Annotated in this window: 18 protein-coding genes; 14 read left to right on the forward strand and 4 right to left on the reverse strand. The window is 75.4% G+C overall.

Annotated elements, in window-relative coordinates; translation table 11 throughout:
* Positions 1-3: 3 nt before the first annotated feature.
* Positions 4-333 carry a response regulator transcription factor gene (locus ABD352_RS56360; RefSeq protein WP_344620952.1) on the reverse strand — a complete coding sequence of 110 codons (330 nt, stop codon included), beginning with the start codon at positions 331-333 and terminating at the stop codon, positions 4-6.
* Between the two features lie 135 nt (positions 334-468).
* On the opposite strand from ABD352_RS56360, the gene ABD352_RS56365 reads away from it, so the two are divergent.
* Complete coding sequence (locus tag ABD352_RS56365) at positions 469-3,210, forward strand: AfsR/SARP family transcriptional regulator (protein WP_344620953.1); 2,742 nt, start codon at positions 469-471, stop codon at positions 3,208-3,210.
* Here the strand turns inward: ABD352_RS56365 and ABD352_RS56370 are convergent.
* Positions 3,207-5,162 (reverse strand): hypothetical protein, encoded by a 1,956-nt coding sequence (locus ABD352_RS56370; protein WP_344620954.1) that lies wholly within the window; start codon positions 5,160-5,162, stop codon positions 3,207-3,209. The two genes, ABD352_RS56365 and ABD352_RS56370, sit on opposite strands and share 4 nt — an antisense overlap.
* A 164-nt stretch (positions 5,163-5,326) precedes the next feature.
* The gene (locus ABD352_RS56375; protein WP_344620955.1) at positions 5,327-5,728 is read right to left on the reverse strand and encodes a DUF2004 domain-containing protein; all 402 of its coding nucleotides are present in this window, start codon (positions 5,726-5,728) and stop codon (positions 5,327-5,329) included.
* Positions 5,729-5,883: 155 nt separating this feature from the next.
* Here ABD352_RS56375 and ABD352_RS56380 point away from each other — a divergent pair, with 155 nt between their 5' ends.
* The 13 genes from ABD352_RS56380 to ABD352_RS56440 all read left to right on the forward strand — a co-directional run bounded on the left by ABD352_RS56380 (position 5,884) and on the right by ABD352_RS56440 (position 18,070).
* Positions 5,884-6,543, forward strand: coding sequence for a carboxypeptidase-like regulatory domain-containing protein (locus ABD352_RS56380; RefSeq protein WP_344620956.1), 660 nt, complete (start codon positions 5,884-5,886; stop codon positions 6,541-6,543).
* A gap of 32 nt (positions 6,544-6,575) precedes the next feature.
* Entirely contained in the window at positions 6,576-7,787 is a 1,212-nt protein-coding gene (locus ABD352_RS56385) for a phage tail sheath family protein (protein WP_344620957.1), read from the forward strand.
* 12 nt (positions 7,788-7,799) lie between these two features.
* Positions 7,800-8,297, forward strand: a complete 498-nt coding sequence (locus tag ABD352_RS56390; RefSeq protein ID WP_344620958.1) for a phage tail protein — start codon at positions 7,800-7,802, stop codon at positions 8,295-8,297.
* Between the two features lie 937 nt (positions 8,298-9,234).
* Positions 9,235-9,561, forward strand: coding sequence for a hypothetical protein (locus ABD352_RS56395; protein WP_344620959.1), 327 nt, complete (start codon positions 9,235-9,237; stop codon positions 9,559-9,561).
* On the forward strand, positions 9,549-10,280 hold the full coding sequence (locus ABD352_RS56400) for a CIS tube protein (RefSeq protein WP_344620960.1): 732 nt from the start codon (positions 9,549-9,551) through the stop codon (positions 10,278-10,280). The genes ABD352_RS56395 and ABD352_RS56400 overlap by 13 nt, the downstream gene beginning before the upstream one ends.
* On the forward strand, positions 10,277-11,776 hold the full coding sequence (locus ABD352_RS56405; protein ID WP_344620961.1) for a phage baseplate assembly protein V: 1,500 nt from the start codon (positions 10,277-10,279) through the stop codon (positions 11,774-11,776). Before ABD352_RS56400 ends, ABD352_RS56405 begins: the two co-directional genes overlap by 4 nt.
* Positions 11,773-12,111, forward strand: a complete 339-nt coding sequence (locus ABD352_RS56410; RefSeq protein ID WP_344620962.1) for a hypothetical protein — start codon at positions 11,773-11,775, stop codon at positions 12,109-12,111. Before ABD352_RS56405 ends, ABD352_RS56410 begins: the two co-directional genes overlap by 4 nt.
* On the forward strand, positions 12,108-12,533 hold the full coding sequence (locus ABD352_RS56415) for a GPW/gp25 family protein (RefSeq protein ID WP_344620963.1): 426 nt from the start codon (positions 12,108-12,110) through the stop codon (positions 12,531-12,533). The genes ABD352_RS56410 and ABD352_RS56415 overlap by 4 nt, the downstream gene beginning before the upstream one ends.
* A gap of 175 nt (positions 12,534-12,708) precedes the next feature.
* Positions 12,709-15,285 carry a putative baseplate assembly protein gene (locus tag ABD352_RS56420; RefSeq protein WP_344620964.1) on the forward strand — a complete coding sequence of 859 codons (2,577 nt, stop codon included), beginning with the start codon at positions 12,709-12,711 and terminating at the stop codon, positions 15,283-15,285.
* Complete coding sequence (locus tag ABD352_RS56425; protein WP_344620965.1) at positions 15,266-15,739, forward strand: phage tail protein; 474 nt, start codon at positions 15,266-15,268, stop codon at positions 15,737-15,739. Before ABD352_RS56420 ends, ABD352_RS56425 begins: the two co-directional genes overlap by 20 nt.
* An 18-nt stretch (positions 15,740-15,757) precedes the next feature.
* Positions 15,758-16,810 carry a PASTA domain-containing protein gene (locus tag ABD352_RS56430; protein ID WP_344620966.1) on the forward strand — a complete coding sequence of 351 codons (1,053 nt, stop codon included), beginning with the start codon at positions 15,758-15,760 and terminating at the stop codon, positions 16,808-16,810.
* Position 16,811: 1 nt separating this feature from the next.
* The gene (locus ABD352_RS56435; protein WP_344620967.1) at positions 16,812-17,255 is read left to right on the forward strand and encodes a hypothetical protein; all 444 of its coding nucleotides are present in this window, start codon (positions 16,812-16,814) and stop codon (positions 17,253-17,255) included.
* Between the two features lie 5 nt (positions 17,256-17,260).
* Positions 17,261-18,070, forward strand: a complete 810-nt coding sequence (locus tag ABD352_RS56440; protein ID WP_344620968.1) for a hypothetical protein — start codon at positions 17,261-17,263, stop codon at positions 18,068-18,070.
* 10 nt (positions 18,071-18,080) lie between these two features.
* Here ABD352_RS56440 and ABD352_RS56445 read toward each other — a convergent pair.
* Positions 18,081-19,515 (reverse strand): CHAT domain-containing protein (locus ABD352_RS56445; protein WP_344620969.1); only part of this gene is annotated, 1,435 nt, incomplete at its 5' end.

Below are 19,515 nucleotides of genomic sequence, written 5' to 3' on the forward strand. Positions count from 1 at the left end.
CCGTCAGTGAGCGTTGGGCTGGGCCAGCGTGGCCAGCCGGACGCGGGAGTCGATCTCCAGCTTCCGGAAGATCTGACGCAGGTGGTAGTTGACCGTGTGGGTGGAGATGTGCAGGCGATGGGCGATCTGCTGATTGGTCAGTGCCCGGCCGGCCAGGGTGGCCACGGCCGCCTCCTGGCTGGTCAGCCGGGCCCATCCGGTCGGGCGCGCCGGGGCCGGGGCCGGCCGGCCGCGCCGCACCGCGTCGACGAAGACCGCCACCGCGCCCGGTTCACCGGAGACCGTGACCGTGAGACCGGCCGCATTGAGCTCGACGAGGACGTGCTGTTCCATCGGTATCCCCCCTGTAGACGCCGCCGTCCGCTCGACTGTCTCCGGGGCCTGCGGTAAGGCGTCTGAGTGGGATCTGAAAGTGATCTGAATATCGACATCTCGCGTCCGCGTGAGCAGATGCGGTACATGTGGACAATGCCCGACTCCGCGGTCCGCTTCCGGCTGCTGGGCCCGGTGCGGGTCTTCGGCGCCGACGGGCCCGTCGACGTCACCGGCGCGACCGCGCGCGCCCTGCTGGCGCTGCTGCTGATGCGCGGGGAGGGCGGGGCCAGCCTCGACGAGATCATCTCGGCGGTGTGGGGCGGGCCGGGCGGCGCCACCCGGGACAGCGCCTACCACTACCTGTCCACGCTGCGGCGCACCCTTGCCGCCGGGGGCACCGGCGGGGAGCTGGAGACCCGCCGGCCCGGGTACCGGCTGCGGGTCGACCCCGAGGCGGTCGACTGGCACCGCTTCCGGCGGCTGGCCGGCGCCGCCCGGGTCGCGCGGGACCAGGGCAACCCGGCCGCGGCGGCGGCGCTGCTGCGCGAGGCGCTGGGCCTGTGGGAGGGCCCGCCGCTGGCCGACGTCGGCGACCGGCTCGAGCCGCTGCGCCGGCAGATGGACGACCGGCGGCGGGCCGCGCTGGAGATGCTCGCCGGGATCGAGGCGCAGCAGCGGCGCTACCCGGTCGTGGTCGAGCTGCTGCAGGACGAGGTGGCCGCCGGTCCGGTCCGCGAGGGGGCCGCGGCGCTGCTCATCGACGCGCTCACGGCGCTCGGCCGGCGCGACGAGGCGGGCGCGGTGTACCGGCTGGCCGGCGAGCGCCTCCGCGACGAGCAGGGGCTGGAGCCGGGGGCCGAGCTCGCCGCGGCACACCGGCGCGCCCTCGGCGCCGCACCGCCCGCCGCAGGGCCGGCCGAGCCGCCGATCTCCGGGCTGCCGCGCCCCGACCCGCACTTCACCGACCGCGAGCAGGAGCTGCGCCTGGTCGCCGACGCCATCGGCGGGCCGGGCGGGCGGTCGCTGTGCGCCATCTACGGCATGGGCGGGGCCGGCAAGACCGCGCTGGCCGTGCGGGCCGCGCACGAGCTGCAGGGCGCGTTCCCCGACGGCGTCATCTTCCTCGACCTGCACGGGTACGCCGAGGAGCACGCCGCGCTCAGCCCCACCCAGACGCTCGACCGCCTGGTCCGGCGCCTGCGCGTGGACGCCGAGCGGATCCCGTCCGAGCCGGGCGAGCTGGCCGCGTTCTACCAGGACCTGCTGGACGGGCGGCGCATCCTGCTGGTGCTCGACAACGCCCGCGACGCCGGCCAGGTCCGCGCGGCGCTGCCCCGGCCCGGCGGCTGCGCGGCCATCGTCACCAGCCGGCGGCGGCTGCCCGCGCTCGACGACGCCCTCGTGCTGCCGCTCGACGTGCTCGGCGAGGACGACGCCGCCGCGCTTTTCCTCGCCGTCGCCGGCGCCGGGGACCACCTGGACGCGGCCGACCCGGTCCTGCTACGGGTGGTCGAGCTGTGCGGGCGGCTGCCGCTCGCGATCCGCATCGCCGCCGCCCGCTACCGGGCCACGGCCGACCGCTCGCTGGCGGAGCTGGCCGCCGGCCTGACCGAGGAGTGTGACCGGTTGAGCGAGCTGGAGGACGACGACCGGTCGGTGGCCGCCTCGTTCCGGGTGTCGCTGCACGACCTGCCCGACCCGGTGCGCCGGCTGTTCGGCCTGCTCGCCGTGCACCTCGACGGGTCCTTCGACGGGCACGCCGCCGCGGCCCTGGCCGACCTGCCCGTCGGCGATGCCCGCCGGCACCTGCGCCAGCTCGCCGACCGGCACCTCATCGCCGAGTCCGGCCCGGGGCGGTACCGGTTCCACGACCTCGTCGCCGTCTTCGCCCGCCAACAGGACTCGGACCTGGACCCGGAGCCGCTGCGCCGCCTCGCCGACTACTTCCTGCGCGCCGCCGACCAGGCCGACCGCCGGATCACCCCGCACCGCTACCGGGTGCCGCTGGACCTGCTCGGCCGGGAATGGTCGCTGCCGCAGCTGGACGGCTACGACGACGCGCTCGCCTGGCTCACCGCCGAGCAGCGCAACCTGGCCCGGGTCTGCGTCGCCGCGGGGGCGGCCGGCCTCGACGACGTGTGCTGGCAGCTGGCCTACACCCTGCGCGGCTTCTACTTCCTCACCAAGCGCTGGCGGCCGTGGACCGGCACGCACGAGGCGGCCCTGGCCGCGGCCCGCCGCCGCGGCGACCGGCGGGCAGAGGCGATGACCGCCACGAACCTCGGCCTGGCCCATCAGGAGCAGGGCGACCGGGCCGGGGCCGAGCGGCACTTCACCCTCGCGGAGCAGCTCTTCGCCGCCGAGGGCGACCGGCACGGGCTGCACACGGCCCGGATCAGCCTGGCCTGGCTGCGCTACGACGAGGGCGACTACGAGCAGTTCCTGGGCTGGATGCGCCCGGCGCTGGACTTCTACGTGGACGAGGGGGCCGAGCGCAACGCGGCCATCACCCGGCGCGGCATCGGCCTGGCCGAGGCGGCGCTGCACCGGACCGTCGCCGCCGCCGAGTCGCTGACCCGTGCGCTGGACACGTTCGACCGGCTCGACCTGCGCATGGACGCGGCGATGACGTACAACGCGCTCGGCGAGCTGCACCAGGGCGGCGGCGACCCGGCCCGCGCCGCCGCGGCCTTCACCAAGGCGATCGCCGCCGCGGCCCGCTCGGGCAGCCGCTTCGAGCAGGCCCGGGCCCGGCAGCGGCTGGGCGAGCTGGCCGCCGCGGCCGGCGACCGCAGCGCCGCCCGCTGGTACTGGACCCAGGCCTGGGCCGGCTACGACCGGCTGCGCGCGCCGCAGGCCGACGAGCTGCAGGCCCTGCTGGCGTCGCTGGACTAAGGTCTGTGTCGAAGTCCGGTCGTAATGCCGGGCTTGATGGACAGTCCGGGGTGTGCGTCTCGTCGTTCCGGCGTGGTCCGGCCCACTGGTGTGGTGGTGGGGCTCATCCGGGGTTGTCGAGGGCTTGTCCCGAAGGTTCGCCGAGCGCCCTGCCACCGGCCGTGTTGGCCGGTGGTGGGCTGCGGCCGCCGCGGCCGTCCACCGGTGTGGTGGGGGTCGGGGTGGTGGGTTCCGGTTGACTCGGTCAGGGCTCCTTGCAGCCCTCCGTTGATGGTCTCGACCCCGTACCGGTCGAGGGTGGCCCGCGCCGCGTCCCAGTCGACCCGCGCCGTACCGGGCTGGGCCGGGTCGGTGAGCACGGTGTGCGCGCCGATCAGCGCGGCGACGAGGTCGCGGTCGCCGGTCAGCCCGCAGCCGGGGCAGTGGTGGCGGCGGTCCGCCAAGCTCTTGGGGACCCGCTGGCTGCAGAGGCAGTGTTGGGTCCAGGCGGTGTGCCGGGTCCCGGCCCGCACCAGCCCAAGTCCGCGTCCGGTGTGGGCGGCGACGGCGGTGGTTTCGCGGCGCAGGGCGGTCAGGAGCATGCCAGGGGTGAAGGCGTGAATCCCGCGTCCCCACCGGCGGGCCCATGCGCGGATGTCGGTGTCCTCGACGACCAGCCCGAGGCCGTGGACGGCGATCAGGGCTGCGGCGGTGATCCGGGCGCGGGTGTGCCCGGCCCGGGTGCGGGCGGCGCCGTCGGCGGCGGCTCGGCCTCGTAGCTGCTGGTAGGTGTTGGTCAGGGTGTCGTGCCGGTAGGCGCGGGCCGGTATCCCGGCGGTGTTGGCGACCCGCGGGCCGCCGGGCATGGTGGTCTGCACCGGTGGCAGCCCGGCGGCGTGGCGGCGGTCGGCGCGGCGCTGCTGGCGTGGTGAGAGCCGGTATTGGGTGGGGTTGGCGGCTCGGCGGGATCGTTCGAGGGCCCGGTTGCGGCGCCGCTGCCGCAACCGCTGCGCGGCCAGGACGGCGTCGTGCTCGCCGGTACGGGCGACACGGCTGGCCGCCAAGCCGCCGTCCGGGCCGGTTGGGACGGACACGACGGTCAGGTTGGACACGTTGACGTCCACCCCGCCCCGCCGCTCGAGTTGGGCGGCTGCCTGGCGGCGCTGGGTGACGGCGGGGGAGGTGTAGCCGGGCCCGAGGATCATCAGGTGCGCCTCGTACCGCCACCCACCCGCCGCGCCCGGGTCGCGGTACCGGACCAGGTCGACCTTGTGCCAGCGGTTCGGGTCGGCCAGGTAGTGCTCCAGGACCGGCCGGCGGCCCGGGCCTTGCGGCAGCCGCACCGGCACGACCAGGTCACCTCCGCCGAGGCCGGTACACACGATGGCGAGCGGGCCGTCGTGCTCCCACCACGACCGCACCGGCTTCCCACTGGCGGCGGTGGCGGTCACGGCCGGCATCCGCCGCGGCTGCCACAGCCGGCCGGCGTGCTCGAACGCGGCGCAATGCCCCGCTAGGCTCCCCACCAGCCGGAACGTCTCCCATTTCCGGGCGCGGGTATGGGAACGGGCCCGGCCCGGAATCGTCGCGAACTCCCACCAGCCCCCAGGGCGGGGCCGGCCATGCCGGCGGCCAGAGGCGTCGGGAAACAGATGCCGCTCGGTGGCCTCCCACACCCCGCCGGCCAGATGCATGGCCAGAGCCTTGGTCAGATACCGCCGCACATGCGGCGCACCATCCACATGCCGGTAGGCGGCGTGTTCCAGGCCGCTGCGGGACAGCCCGAGCCGGCCGCGGACCGCGTCCGGTCCAGCCGCAGCCCGCTCACGACGCGCGGCCCAGTAGGCGTCGACCCGGGCCCGGGCGTCACGCTGGACCGCCCGCCGGACGGTGAACGCGGCCGCGAACACCCGCTCCAGCGTCCGCCGCGTCCGCGGCTCGTGGACGTCCAGCGGCAGGCGTAGCACCGACACCGGACCCTCGCACCGCCACGGCACCGTCCGGTTCGGCCCCCGCCGCCGTGGTCCTGCCCCCGTCACACATCGACACTACCCAACGCCACCACCCAGCCGGAACCGCGACACATCCCGCGGACAGCAGCGTTCACGACACAGACTTTGATACGCACCCTAGGCCTTTAGCTCTCCATCGCGAGGCCGGTGACCGCGCCCCGGGCGTCGAAGCGGACCGCGACGAGGCAGTCGGTGACGTCCCGGCCCGTCGTGTAGTCGAAGCACGCGCAGCGGTCCGGTTCGCCCGGGTACAGCCCGATGCGGACCAGATGCAGGCGCCGCAGGAACGTCTCCTCGTCGCTCGGCTCCTCGCCCAGGTCGTCGACGTGGTGCTCCAGGTACTCGCCCAGCACCGGGTCCTCGCGGATCGCCCGCCGGGCGGCTCGATCGAACTCGTCCGCGTCGGCGGTGAACCGGGCGACGCGGTCCTGCGCCGCGGCGTCCGGCGGCGCGTCGTTGAACCACAGGTCCACGGCCACCGTGCGGCCCGCGCACTCGATCGTGGTCTCCCAGACGTTGCTCGTCACACGGTCGAGCGTAGTGCCGCCATCCCGGCGGCTCCGGCCGATCGGATGATCACCATCCGTGGTCGGCTTGCTGACACTCCGCTCCGTATCACGACCGGTCCCCGGCCGTCTTCCTCACCGCCGACGCACCGAGCGCGGCGGACGGAGGAGCGGCGATGCCTGAGGGAGTCATCTCGGCCACCACCGGGACCCTGTTGCGGTGGGCCGGCGGCACCGGGCTCACGGTCGCGGCCGGTCCGCCCGCCGCCGAGGATCCCGCCGACGTGTACTGCTGGCTGCTCGACCTGCTGCCCGAGCAGGAGCTGCGGCCGGGCACCGGGGCGAACCCGGTGCGGCTGCGGCTGCGGTACCTGCTGTGCGCCGGGCACCCGGGTGACCTCGACTCGCTCGACCGGGTGCTGGCCGCGAGCGTGGGCGGGCCGTACGCGCCCGTGTTCGAGCCGGTCCCGCCGGGCCTCTGGGCCGCCGCCGGTGTGGCGCCGCGACCGGCCTTCCAGGTCGACGTGGCCGTGCGCCTCGACCGGCCGCGGGCCGTCGCGCCACGGGTCACGGTGCCGCTGCGCCTGGTCGACGCGCCGGTCCGCGAGGTGGCCGGCACCGTCCTCGGCCCCGGCGACGTGCCGGTGCCCGGCCTGCGGGTCGAGTCCGCCGACGGCCTCGCCGCCACCCACACCGACGGCGCCGGGCGCTTCGCGCTGCCCGGTCTGCCCGCCGGGCGGCCGGTCACGCTCCGGCTGTCCGGCCGCGGGCGGCAGTTCCACCACCAGGTCCCGGCGGACGACCCGCGCCCCGCGGTCATCCGCTGCGAGTTGTAACCGCGGTCCATCCGAGCTCAGAGAGGACTGACATGCCCCACTACGCATCCCCCGGCGTCTACGTCGAGGAGGTCAGCGGCGGCGCCCGCCCGATCGGCGCGGTCGGCACCAGCACGGCCGGCTTCGTCGGCACGGCCCCCGCGCAGGACGCCCGGCGCAACGAGGCCGTCGCGATCGGCTCCTGGTCGGAGTTCCTGCGCGTCTTCGCCCCGGGCGAGGGCGCGGCGAGCACCCCGCTGGCCCGGGCCGTGTACGGCTTCTTCGACAACGGCGGCGGACGCTGCTACGTCGTCAACGTGGCGCCCGGCGAGCCGATCGGCGGCGCCGGCCGCACCCGCAGCGGCCTGGCCCTGCTCGAGGCGATCGACGAGGTCGCCATCGTGGCCGCGCCCGGCTACCACGACCCGATGTCCCACGAGGATCTGCTCAAGCACTGTGAGCTCATGGGCGACCGCATCGCCATCCTCGACCCGCCGGAGGAGATCACCGACGTCGAGCCGCTGACCCGGGTCGCCGCGGCCGGAACGAAGGCCAAGCCGAAGGCGGCCGAGGGCGACAAGGCGCCGGCCGCGCCCACCCCGGACGACGGCGGCCTGCGCCCCCGCCAGTCCGACTACGGCACGTTCTACCTGCCGTGGCTGGTGGTCCGCGACCCGATCAGCGGCGACGTGGTCAGCACCCCGCCCAGCGGCCACGTGGCCGGCATCTGGGCCCGCACCGACACCCTGCGCGGCGTGCACAAGGCGCCGGCCAACGAGCCGGTCCGCGGCGCCGTCGACCTCGCGTACCGGGTCACCCGGCAGGAGCAGGAGCTGCTCAACCCGGCCGGGGTCAACTGCATCCGGTACTTCCCGGCCGAGGGCATCCGCGTCTGGGGCGCCCGCACGCTCGCCGCCGAGGCCTCCGAGTGGCGCTACCTCAACGTGCGCCGGCTCTTCAGCATGCTCAAGGAGTCGATCGCCGACGGCACCCGCTGGATCGTCTTCGAGCCCAACGACGAGCAGCTGTGGCGCTCGATCCGCCGCGACATCGGCGCGTTCCTGACCCGCGTGTGGCGCGACGGCGCGCTCATGGGGGCCACCCCGCAGCAGGCGTTCTTCGTCAAGTGCGACGCCGAGACCAACCCGCCGGACGTGCGCGACGCCGGCCAGGTCGTCGCGCTCATCGGCGTGGCGCCGGTCAAGCCGGCCGAGTTCGTCGTGTTCAAGCTCAGCCAGTCCTCCGTCGGCACCGAAGCCCAGTAAGGGAGCCCACCAATGACCGCACCCGTCGCCCCCGCGACCTCGTCGGCCCAGCCCGGCAACTGGGTCGACCCCTACCGGGCGTACAACTTCAAGCTGCTCATCAACAACGTGGTCGAGGGCCACTTCACGGAGGTCACCGGCCTGGGTGTCAAGGTCGAGCGGATCTCGTACCGCGAGGCCGGCAACAACAGCATCGTGCGCGCGATCCCGAGCCGGGTCAGCTACCCGCCGGTGACGCTGAAGTTCGGCCTGACCGGCTCGCCGGACCTGTGGGAGTGGCTGATGACGGCCGTCGAGGGCCGGGTCAGCCGCCGCAACGCCTCGATCGTGCTGCTGGACTCGTCCGGCTCGACCGAGGTGCTGCGCTGGAACCTGCTCAACGCCTGGCCGCAGGAGTGGTACGGCGCGCCCCTCGACGCCATGAGCCGGGAGCTCGCCATCGAGACGCTGTCCCTCGCCCACGAGGGCCTGCAGCGCGAGGCCGGCAGTGGCCCGGCGCCCGCTGCGTAGCGCGCTGTCGGCGCTGCTGCGGACCTTCTCGACCCGGGCTGGGCAGGGGCCGGCCGGGCCGTCGGCCCCCGCCCAGCCCGACCCGGCGACGCGACAGGACCAGGCCCTCGCACCGGCGCAGCCGGACCCGGCCCAACCGGATCAGGCCCAGCCGGGCGCGGTTCCGGGCGTGCCGGAGCATTGGCGGGCGTTGGTGCAGGCGCGGGCCCCCCAGCTCCTGGAGGGCCGGCGCACCGGTGGGGTGGCGTCCAAGCCCGCTGGTCCGCCTCGGGCGGCGGGGCCGGACGTTGCGCCGCCCGCCGGCGAGGAGCCGGTCGCCGAGCCGCAACCGTTGCCGGCGACCGGCGAGGAGGAGCAGCCGGCAAATGGACCGAAACCGGTCGAAGTCTCACAGCCGGAGCCCGTGGCCCCCGGACCGCGTCCGAATGCGCCACAGCCGGAGCCGGAGCCCGCGCAACAGGGTGCACCAGGCCCGGTGACGGTAGTGCGTGAGCCGGCGGAAACGGTCGTCCAGAAGGCGGTCGCCGGACCGCCGGCCCCGCAACCCGAGTCGGCAACGACGCCGATCGGGTCGCAGCCGCCGCCCGAGACGATCGCGACTGCGGGGTCGGGGATGGGCGGGGTCCTGCCCGACCTCGAGGAGGCGGGTCCGCAACCCCCTGCCCGAACGGCCGCCGGCAACCCGGCGCCGTCCGCGGCGGGCGCGCTCGGCAGCCCGGGCGCGGTCGGCACTCAGGACGCGGCGGCCAGTCACGGCGCGGCCGGCGAGGCGGGACAGGCGGCTACGGCCGGTCCGGGCCCCGCAGCGCCTCCGAGTCAGGAGACAGCGGCCGTCATGCCTGGCATCGCGCTCGAAGCGGTGCTCGGCCCCGGTCACGGAAGCGCTGTCGCGCCCGCGGCGGAAGTGGATGCCGGACGCGGTGCCGTTGCCGGCCCGGTGGAGGGTGCCGTTGCGGGTCCGGGGCGGGGGACGGAGATCGGCGCGGGCCGGGCCGCGGCGCCGCGGGCGGCGATCGTCGGCTCCGGCCGGCTGCCGGTCGACCTGCGGTTCGAGCGCCCCGCCCCGCGCCGGGAAGAAGCACGCTCCACTGTGGACGAGCGGCCCGGCGTGAAGCTGTCCACAGTGGACGAACAGGCGAGCGCGGAGCGGTGGCCCCGGCTGCCCGACGACACGCCGCAGTGGACGGTCGTGGTGCGGGCGGGGTCGCGGGAGCGGGATCGGTACCTGGACGAGGAACAGCGAGGTCTGCCATGGAACGCGTAGCGTTCATCGTCGATGCCACCGGCGAGCGCATCGACTGCCTGCTCAACCCGGAGACGTTCGAGGTCACCCGGCTCGCCGGGATCCGCGCCTCCGCGGCCGGCGGGGACCGCCTCGTCGGGCGCGGCCGGGCCGACGACCCGGTGCGGTTCACCGGCGGCGGGCGGACCGAGCTGCTGCTGGACATGGTGTTCGACGTCGAGCTGGTCGAGTCGGCGGGGGCGCCGCAGGACGTACGGCAGCTGACCGCGCGGCTGTGGAACCTCGCCGAGAACTCGGCCCAGGAGCGGGGGGCCGTGCGCCCGCCGCTGGTCCGGCTCGTGTGGGGCAAGTCGTGGAACGTGCCCGGCGTGGTGTCGGCCATCGCCGAGCGGTTCGACGCGTTCAGCGCCACCGGGGCCCCCGGGCGCTCGTGGATGCGGCTCAAGCTGCTGCGGGTCGACGAGCCCGAGGACGGCGCCGCCCGCTCGTTCGACGAGGAGCTGGCGCACTCGGCCATCGCGGCGCCAGACGCCGACCGGCCGGCGGCGGTGCAGGCCGTCGGCGGGGGCGCCGGTGGGCCGGACGGGCGCACCGGGGTGCGCATCGACCTGCTCGCCGCCGAGGCCCTCGGCAGCCCCATGCGCTGGCGGGAGCTGGCCGACCACAACGGCGTGGCCGACCCGCTCGACGTCCAGCCCGGCAGCGTCCTGGGCGTGCCCGCGTCGGGAGGGGCGTCATGATGCCCGCGGTCGAGGTGGTCGCCGGTGGGGCACTGCTGCCCGACACCTGCCGGGTCATCGCGGTCCGGGTCGCGGCCCGCCTCTCGCTGCCGGCCCAGTGCGAGCTCACCCTCGACGATCCGGAGGGCCGGGCGCTCGACCTGCTCGGCGCGCCGCTGACGGTGCGGGTCGCCGGGGACGAGGAGGACCTGTTCGATGGCGAGGTCACCGGCGTGGACCTGGTGCGCGGCGGGGACGGCGAGACCGGGACGCGGGTGATCGCGTACGACCGGCTGCACCGCCTGCGCAAGCGGCAGACGCTGCGCAGCCTCGAGCGGCTCGACGCGGCCGAGCTGGCCGGGGTGGTCTGCGAGGGGATGAAGGTGGCGGCCGAGGAGCGCGGGCCGCGCTTCGAGCGGGTCGTGCAGCACCAGAAGCGCGACCTCGAGCTGCTCACCGACACCCTGGAGCGGGTCGGGATCTACGTCGTGCTCGACGGCGACGAGGTGCGGCTGGTGACGCTCGAGGGGCGCGGGGTACCGATTCCCTTGCGGTACGGGCGCAACCTGCACCGGGTCGAGGTCAGCGCCAGCCTCGAGCGGGCCGCGACCGGGTGCGCGGCGCTGGCCTGGCGGCCGCGCTCGGCCGACGTGCTCAGCGCCACCGTGGACGCGCCGCGCGGCGGGCGCGACATCGAGCTGCGGCCCAGCCCGGCCGGCGGCAGCACGCTGACCCTGGTCGACCTGGCCGCCGGCAGCGACGACGAGCTGCGCGCGGTCGCCCAGGCCGCGCTGGATGCCAGTGCCGCGCGGACCGTGGTGCTCGACGCCGTGGTGGCAGGCGACGCCGGGCTGCGGCCGGGGCAGCGGGTCCGGGCCGAGGGGGTGGCGGCCGCGCTGGACGGCACGTACGTGCTGACCGAGGTGGTGTCCACGGTGGACGCCGACGGGTACCTCGCGGCCGTCTCCACCCGGCCGCCGCAGCGGCGGGCGGGGCGGGCCGCGACCGCGCTGAGCCTCGGCGCCGTCACCGACGTCGGCGACCCCGACGGGTGCGGGCGGATCCGGGTCAGCCTGCTGGCCCAGGGCGGGCTCGACATCGGCTGGCTGTCCGTGCTCACGCCGGGCGCCGGGGCCGGGCGGGGCCTGGTGGTGCTGCCCGCCGTCGGGGACCCGGTGCTGGTGGCGCTGCCGCACGACGCCACCGGCGACGCGGTCGTGCTCGGCGGGCTGTTCGGGACCACCAAGGCGCCCGACGGCGGCGGGGTGAGCGGCGGCGGGGTGCGGCGCTGGTCGATGCGCACCGCCGGCGGGCAGTCGGTGGTCGTCGACGACGAGCACCACTCGCTGCGGCTGCAGAACAACGCCGGCTCCTACCTGGAGCTGACCCCGGACCAGCTGCGCCTGCACGCCGAGACCGACCTGCTGCTGGACGCGCCCGGGCACGGGATCACCATCCGCGCGGCCTCGGTGGACTTCGACCATTCCCCGCTCGGCATCCCTGGAGGAATCGCATGAAGGTCGTGACGAAGGACGCCACCGTGCGCTGCGGGCACGACGGCCGCGTGCTCAACAACCCGTCGCAGCACTGGGTCCGCATCGGCGGCGGCGAGGTGCTCGTCGACAACGACCCCGAGGCCAGGAAGATCATGGCCTGCCCCAACATCGGGCCGACCATGAAGCCGTGCACCACCACGCTCGCCGTGATCAGCGGCTACAGCTCGTGGGTACGCATCGGCGGCAAGGCCGTCGTGATGTCCGATATGGACGGGCTGACCGACGGCACCGTGCCCGGGACCGTGCACTACACCGTCCGTGAGCCGGGCCAGACCTTCGTGGCGGTGAACGCATGACCGCCCCGATGCGCGCGATCCGGTTCGCCGGCGCCGGTTCCGCCGGGTACGGGGCGGGCACCGGGCCCGTCGTCACCGCGGCCGGGGCACTGTCCATGGTGGACGGGGACGGTGCCGTACGACAGGCGCTCCTGCTGCTCCTGGCGACCACGCCGGGGGAGCGGCTCATGCGGCCGGAGTACGGCTGCCACCTCAACCGGCTGCTGTTCGCCCCCAACGACCACACCACCGCGGGCCTCGCCGTGCACTACGTGCGCCAGGCCGTGCAGCGGTGGGAGCCGCGTGCCGACGTCGTCGAGCTCGACGCGGCCGCCGACCCCGACGTCCCGACCCGGCTCAACATCCGGTTGCGCTACCGGGTGCGCGCCACCGCCTCCGTGGACGTCATCGACCTCCCGCTCGATCTAAGGCCCGCTTCATGACTGGGGCGGGGCTGCGGCGGGCCCAGATTCCGCCTGCGCGCGTCCCGCGAAAGGCCGGTTACAACCCCGGTAGCCGGCCTTCCGCGGGCCGCACGCAGACGAAATCTGGACTCCGCCTCGCTCCCACCCCATTCATGAAGCAGGCCTTGTGCCCGGCCGACCACAGGAGCCAGCCATGACCCTGCCCGTGCCCAACCTCGACGACCGCTCGTTCGTCGACCTCGTCCGCGACGCCCGTGAGCGCATCGCCCGCACCTGTCCGGAGTGGACGGACCTGTCCGTGCACGACCCCGGCATCACGCTGGTGGAGGCCTTCGCGCATCTGACCGAGGTGTTGCTGTACCGGCTCAATCGCCTCCCGGAGAAGGCGTTCGTCGAGTTCCTCAACCTGCTCGGGGTGACCCGCCGCCCGCCCGCCGCGGCCTGGGCGGAGCTCACGTTCGCCCGCACCGGCGACGATCGGGCCCGGCTCACCATCCCGGCCGGCACCCGGGTGGCCGCGGCCGGGACCGCCGACCCGCGGCCGGTCGTGTTCGTCACCACCGAGTCCGTGGTGCTGGCCGAGGACGCAACCGAGGTGCGGGTCCGGGCCCACCACGCCGAGCCGGTCGCCGCCGAGCTGCTCGGCCTCGGCACCGGCCGCCCGGGCCAGGTGCTGCGCACCGCGCACGCGCCGATCGTCACCACCACCGAGGCGATCGACGTCATGCTCGGCGTGCAGACCCCGCCCGAGGAGGCCGGCGAGGGCGCCCCGGCCCGCGACTTCGACGGCCGTTCGTTCGAGATCTGGCAGCCGGTCGCCGGGTTCGCCGGGGTGCCGGCCGGCGCCCGGGTGTACCTGCTGGACCGCTCCACCGGCACGGTGACGTTCGCGCCCGCGGTCGACGAGGGCGGCGCGCCGGTCGCGGCGGTGCCGCCGGCCGGGCGGGAGGTCCGGATGTGGTACCGCACCGGCGGCGGCCCGGCCGGCAACGTCGCCGCCGGCAGCCTCACCGCCCTGCGCGAGCCGATCCCGGGGGTGAGCGTCACCAACCGCGAGCCGGCGGCCGGCGGCCGCGCGCTGGAAACCACCGACGCGGCCCTGGTGCGCGGCCCCTACGAGTTCTTCGCGCTGCGCCGGGCCGTCACCGCCCGCGACTTCGAGCTGCTGGCCACCGCCGCCTCGGCCGCGGTGGCCCGGGCCAAGGCGTTCACCCGCAGCACGATGTGGGCCTTCGCCCGGCCGGGCGAGGTCGAGGTGGTGCTGGTGCCGCATGTCGGGCCGGAGTCGCGGCCCGACTGGCGGCTGCCGCTGGCCGCCATGCTGCGGGTGCAGACCGACGACGTGCGTGAGGAGGCGCAGCGCGACCTCGACGCCCGCCGGGCGCTGGGCACCCGGGTGGTGGCCGGCTGGGCCCGCTACAAGGCGGTGTCGGTACGGGCCCGGGTCGTCGTCGGGGCGCACGAGGACGTCGACGCGGTCCGCCGGCGCATCAACGACCGGCTGCACGCGACGATCAGCCCGCTGCCGACGCCGCTCAACCCGACCGGCTGGGCGTTCGGCGAGCCGCTGCGCGGCTCCAACGTCTACCGGATGCTGGAGTCGGCCGAGCCGGGCGTGCGCTACGTCGACGACGTGCGCTTCGTCGTCGACGAGGTGCCGGACGCGGCCGTGCGCACCGTGGTGGCCGACCGGTTCCAGCGCGACACGTGGTACGCCGGCTGCGGCGAGCTGCTGTTCCGCTCCATGAACGGCGGCGACGGGTGGGAGACGGTCGGCCGCTTCCCGGGCGAGGAGGTGCGCCGCGTCGCGCCCGCGCCCGACGCGCAGCGGCCCGGCGTGGTGGCCCGCCCCGGGCACCTCGTCGTGGTGACCCGCACCGACGACGGCGGCTCGGCGATCCGGCTCTCCAACGACCTCGGCGAGACCTGGACGCTCGTGTCCGTCCTCGAGCCGGCCGTGGCCGACATCGCCTGGATCGACCGGGAGGGGGTGGCCACCCTGCTGTGCGCCACCGACACCGGGCTCTACGAGGTGCCGGCTGAGGCCGGTGCGGTACCGCTGCAGATCCTCGTCGACGCCCAGGACCCCGACCGCGGCTTCGCCGGCGTGCGCAGCTTCGTGTCGGAGCGCGGCGTGCACGGCGTGGCGGTGACCGCCCAGGCCCAGCAGGGCGTCTACCTCTCCGTGGCGGGCGGCACCGCCGGCACCTTCACCCACGTCGGGCTGAAGGGCGTCGACGCCCGCGCGATCGAGGTGCAGCTGGACGGCTCGGCCACCGTGCTGTGGGTCGGGGCCGGCGAGGCCGACCCGAACAAGCCCGGGCAGGGCTGCCACCGGGCCCGGCTGTTCGAGGCCGACGTGCGCTGGGAGCGGATCAACGCCGGCTGGACCGGCGGCACGTGCTGGGACCTCGACTTCGACGGCCGCACCGTGGTCGCCGCCACCCAGAGCGCCGGGATCCTGCGCCTGGACACGTCGGCCGCGTCCCCGCATTGGGAGGGCTCGACGGTCAACGGCGGGCTGCCGCTGCGCGACCGGACCCGGTTCGAGCCGGTCGAGGCCCTCGCCGCCGGCGGGGTCGGCGGGCCCGAGCACCGCACGCTGGCCGGCACCAAGCGCGGGGTCTTCCGCAGCGACGACGGCGTCGCCTGGGCGTTCGCGGCCCAGCGGGAGACCCGCCAGCCGGTGACGATCCCGGAGACCTGGCTGCTCTGCTCGGCGGAGCACGACATCGAGGTGGTGCGCGAGGATGCGACGAGCGGACATTGAGCGGCTGCTGCCGGCCGTGTACCAGCACGCGGCCGGCCCCGGTGGCGCCCTCGCGGCGCTGCTGGACGTGATGGAGGGCCTGCACGCGCCGGTCGAGGCGCGGCTGGCCGTGGTCGAGGACCTCTTCGCGCCGTACCGGGCGCCCGAGGGGCTCCTGCCGTACCTGCTCGGGTGGCTGGCCATGGACCACGTCGGCCGGTCGCTGCCGGCCGGCCGCCAGCGCGACCTCGCGGCCCGGGCCGGCGACCTGGCCCGCGAGCGGGGCACGGCGGCCGGGCTGTGCGCGCTGCTGGAGACCCTGACCGGCGTCCCCGGCTTCGCGGTCGAGGAGCCGGCCGACCGCCCGTTCCACATCGTCGTGCGCATCCCCGAGGCGGCGCGCGACCAGTCGTACCTCGTGCGGCTCGCGGTCGAGGCGGAGAAGCCCGCCGCCGTCACTGCCGAGCTGGCCTGACTTCCATAGGAGCTGTCCATGCCCACCAACTGGGTGGTCACCACCGCCGCGGAGCGCATCGTGATCAACGATGCGAAGCAGGGGGAGACCACATTCACCGTCACCAACCCCAGCGGCAAGGTCGACCGGGTCGTCTTCGAGGCGGTGCCCGGCGAGGGCGCCGACCCGTCCTGGTTCACCGTCGACGAGCCGCAGCGCCGGGTGGCCCCGGCCCAGTCGGTCACGTTCCTGGTCAAGGCGCACGTGCCGCAGACCGCGCCGCCGGGCACCTACGAGGTACAGGGCCGGGTGTACTCCGCCGACTCCGCGCCCGAGGAGTCCTCGGTGCTGAGCAACCGGGTCGTCTTCGAGATCGCCGCCCCGCCCGCGCCGCAGAAGAAGAAGATCCCATGGTGGATCATCGCGGTCGCGGCCGGCCTGGTCGTGATCACCGCCGTCACCGTGACGCTGGTGCTCACCCTCGGCGGCGGCGGCAAGACGTCCCAGGACCTCGTGGTGCAGCCCTCGCCGTCGGCGTCCGGGCCGGTCACCGTGCCCGACGTGACCAAGCTCAACGAGACCCAGGCCGTCTTCGTGCTCAAGCAGGCCGGCCTGACCGCCGGCACCATCCGGCACAAGTTCGACGCGACGCACGCCGACCAGGTGCTGGAGCAGACGGTCGCCGCGAACTCCACCGCCGAGAAGGGCAGCCCGGTCGGGCTGGTCGTCGCCGTGAAGGTCAACCCGCCGACGCTGAAGACCGCGCCGAACGCCCCGATCAAGGTGCTCCAGGGCAAGGTCGAATGGGACCAGGCCGAGTCCTACGTCACCCACTGGGCCGTCAACGTCTCGCCGATCGTGTGCGTGAACTCGCCGGTCCTGCCGCCCACGAACGGCTGCGGGCCGGCCTCGATCATGCAGGCCCGCGTGGACCAGAAGTCCTACGAACTGCCGCTGCACGTCTTCGGGTTCCCGATCGGCTACGTCAGCCTCACCTTCAACGGGCAGTTCCAGTGGGCCGTGGCCGCCGTCGACGATTTCGGCAACATCGGCCCGTTCAGCCCCGTTCTCACCGCGCAGATGGTGGCGTGACATGCAGCGCCGGATCATGATCGGGGCGTTCGTGCTGCTCGCCCTGCTGTTCGTCCTCGCCACCGCGCACCGCAACGGTGGCCGGGCCGACCTGTCCCACCCGGGCGGCTTCGTCGGCTGGCTCGGGCACCGCTTCGGCGGCACGCCGGACGCCGACCGGGCCGACCTCAGCGCCCCCTGCCTGGTGCAGGACAAGCTGGAGGTGCACGACGGCACCTGCACCGTGAAGGTCGCCAAGTCCGGCACCGGCCAGCGCAACGTGCGCCTGCACAGCGACAGCGCCGTCGCCGTGCAGGCCCCGGCCCCCGGCAAGGACACCCTCGTGCGCAGCGACGTCGACGCCGGGGCCACGGTCAGCGTCGCCGTCTCCGGCGACGGCGCCGACATCGACGTCATCTGCGCCGGCGAGCGGACCTGCACCCTGACGCTCGTCAAGGGCGGGTGAGGGCGATGACGCCACCGGCCGCGCTGGACCGCCTGCGCACCCCGTTCTTCATCATCGCCCTCGTCGCCATGGCCCTCGTCGTGTGCGTGGAGCTCGGCGAGCACCTCATCGTCGGCGGCTTCGACGCCGGCGGGGCGCTCACCGACTCCGCGGGCGCGGCCGGGCTGCAGGTGCCGGCCGGCGGGCAGGTCGAGCGCCCGTCCGGGCTCGGCATCCCGTACCTGGCCCTGGTCGACGCGTGCGCCCTGTTCACCGTCGCGCTCATGGCCGCCGGGCTGGTCGTGCCGCAGCGGCTGCACGGGCGCCTGCAGGGGGTCGTGACGCTGGTCTTCGCGATCCTGCTGATCCTGGCCGCGCTGGGCCTGCTCGTGCTCGCCGTCGCCAAGCTGATCCTGATGGTGACGCTGCTGCTGGCGTTCCCGTTCGGGACGATCGCGTACCTCATCGGGTTCGGGTTCTTTCCCCGCGGTACCGCATCAGTGATCTTGTCTCTGCTGATGTTCCTGAAGTTCGCCTTCGCGGGCGCGCTGGTCGCCGCGCAGCAGCGCTTCCTGCAGAACAAGGGGCTCGTGCTGCTGGTCCTGACCTCGCTGCTGTGCAACATCGTGGTGTCGTTCCTGCACGGTGTCGTGCCCGGCGTGCTGGTCAGCATCACCGACGCGATCGCCGGCATCGTGTGCGCGGTCGTGGCCGTCATCTGGGGGCTCGTGCTGCTGGTCGGCGCGATCGTGGGCATCGTGACGGCGGCCCGCGCGACCGCCGACACCGCCCGGTCCACGGTGCTCGCGGCCCCGGCCGCGGTGACCGGCGGCTGACGTGGGACGGTCAGCCCGCGCCGAAACAGACGAACGCGGCGGTACTGCACCGGTGCGCCGGATCCGCGGCCAGCTGGGCGGCGGCGAGGGCCGTGGCGGCGCCCCCGCCGGCCGCGAGGCGCTTGTGGAAGTCCGTCATGAGCGCGCGCGTCGCCGCGTCGTCGACCGGCCCGGTGCTGGCCACCACGGTCCGGGTGCCCAGCTGCAGCAGCGCGCTGGTGAGCCCGAGCAGTTCTTCCCCCGGGTGTACGGCGGCGACGCCGGTGTCGCAGCCGGACAGCACCAGGGTGCCGGGGGCGGTGCGCAGGGCCGACAGGTCGTAGATGGTCAGCGGCCCGTCGGCCAGGCGCAGCGCCGAGAACAGCGCGTTGTCGCTGCGGAAGTCGCCGTGGCAGGCGATGTGCCCGATCCGCGCCCCGTCCAGGGCGGCCAGCACGGCGGCGACCCGGGCGTCGGGGCCGCGCAGCACGCGGGAGCCGGGGGAGTACGGCGCGATCTGCCCGACCTCGGCGAGGGCGTGCGGCGGCTGCGGCGCCCCGACGAAGACGGCGGGGCCGTCGGGCTCGGGCGCGCGGTGGGCCCGCCACCACGTCGCCGCCGAGGGCGCCACCCGCACGGGCCGGCCGCGGCAGGACGGCAGCAGCGGCCAAGGCAGCGCGTGCAGCTGCGCGGGCGGGGCGAGCACCAGGCCGCGGTCGCCGACGAGGTCGGCCAGCGGCTCGAGCAGGGCCCGGTTGAGCGCCTCGGCGGCGTGCGCGGCGGCGGCCGCGGCGGACTCGAGGTGCCCGCGCCGGGTCACCAGCCGGCGCTGGGCGAAGCGCAGCCCGGCCAGTTCGTCGGCGATCGGCCGCAGCGGGCCGAGCGGGCGGTGCACGACCCGGCCACCGGCGACCACGAGCGCGTGCAGCACCCCGTCGACCGCGACCAGGTCGACCAGCGCGGTGCCCTCGTCGAGCCCCGCGATCATCTCGGCGTCGCGGGGGCCGGTGGCCGGCACGGCGCCGCCCTGGGCCCGCCACGAGCGCTCCCGGATGCGGGCCTCCAGCTCGTGCTGGTGCTGCATGAGCCGGCCGGCCTGGGCGGCGCTGGTCGGGGTGGCCTCGAGGTCGGCGTGCAGGCGGCGCAGCAGGGTCAGGCCGCGGGCGATGACCGGATCGCCGCTGGGCCGGGCCGGCGGCAGCCACAGCGCCGCCGCCCGGCACCGCTGCGAGGCGGCCAGCAGCTGGGCCGGGCCCTCGTGGGCGGCGGCCAGCCGGAGGCGGAACTCGGCCAGCTCGGCGATCGTGGCGCCGCTTCGCACCCGCAGCTCGGTGGCGCCGAGGCTGGCCCGGTGCGCCTCGAACTCGCGCAGCCCGGCGTCGGCGGCCCGGATCGCCCCGGCCACGTCGCCGCCGGCCAGCGCGGCCCGGGCCCGCAGGTGCCACAGCCGGGCCCGCAGCGCGGCC

The sequence above is a fragment of the Dactylosporangium salmoneum genome, from assembly GCF_039532525.1.
Taxonomy (GTDB): Bacteria; Actinomycetota; Actinomycetes; order Mycobacteriales; family Micromonosporaceae; genus Dactylosporangium; species Dactylosporangium salmoneum.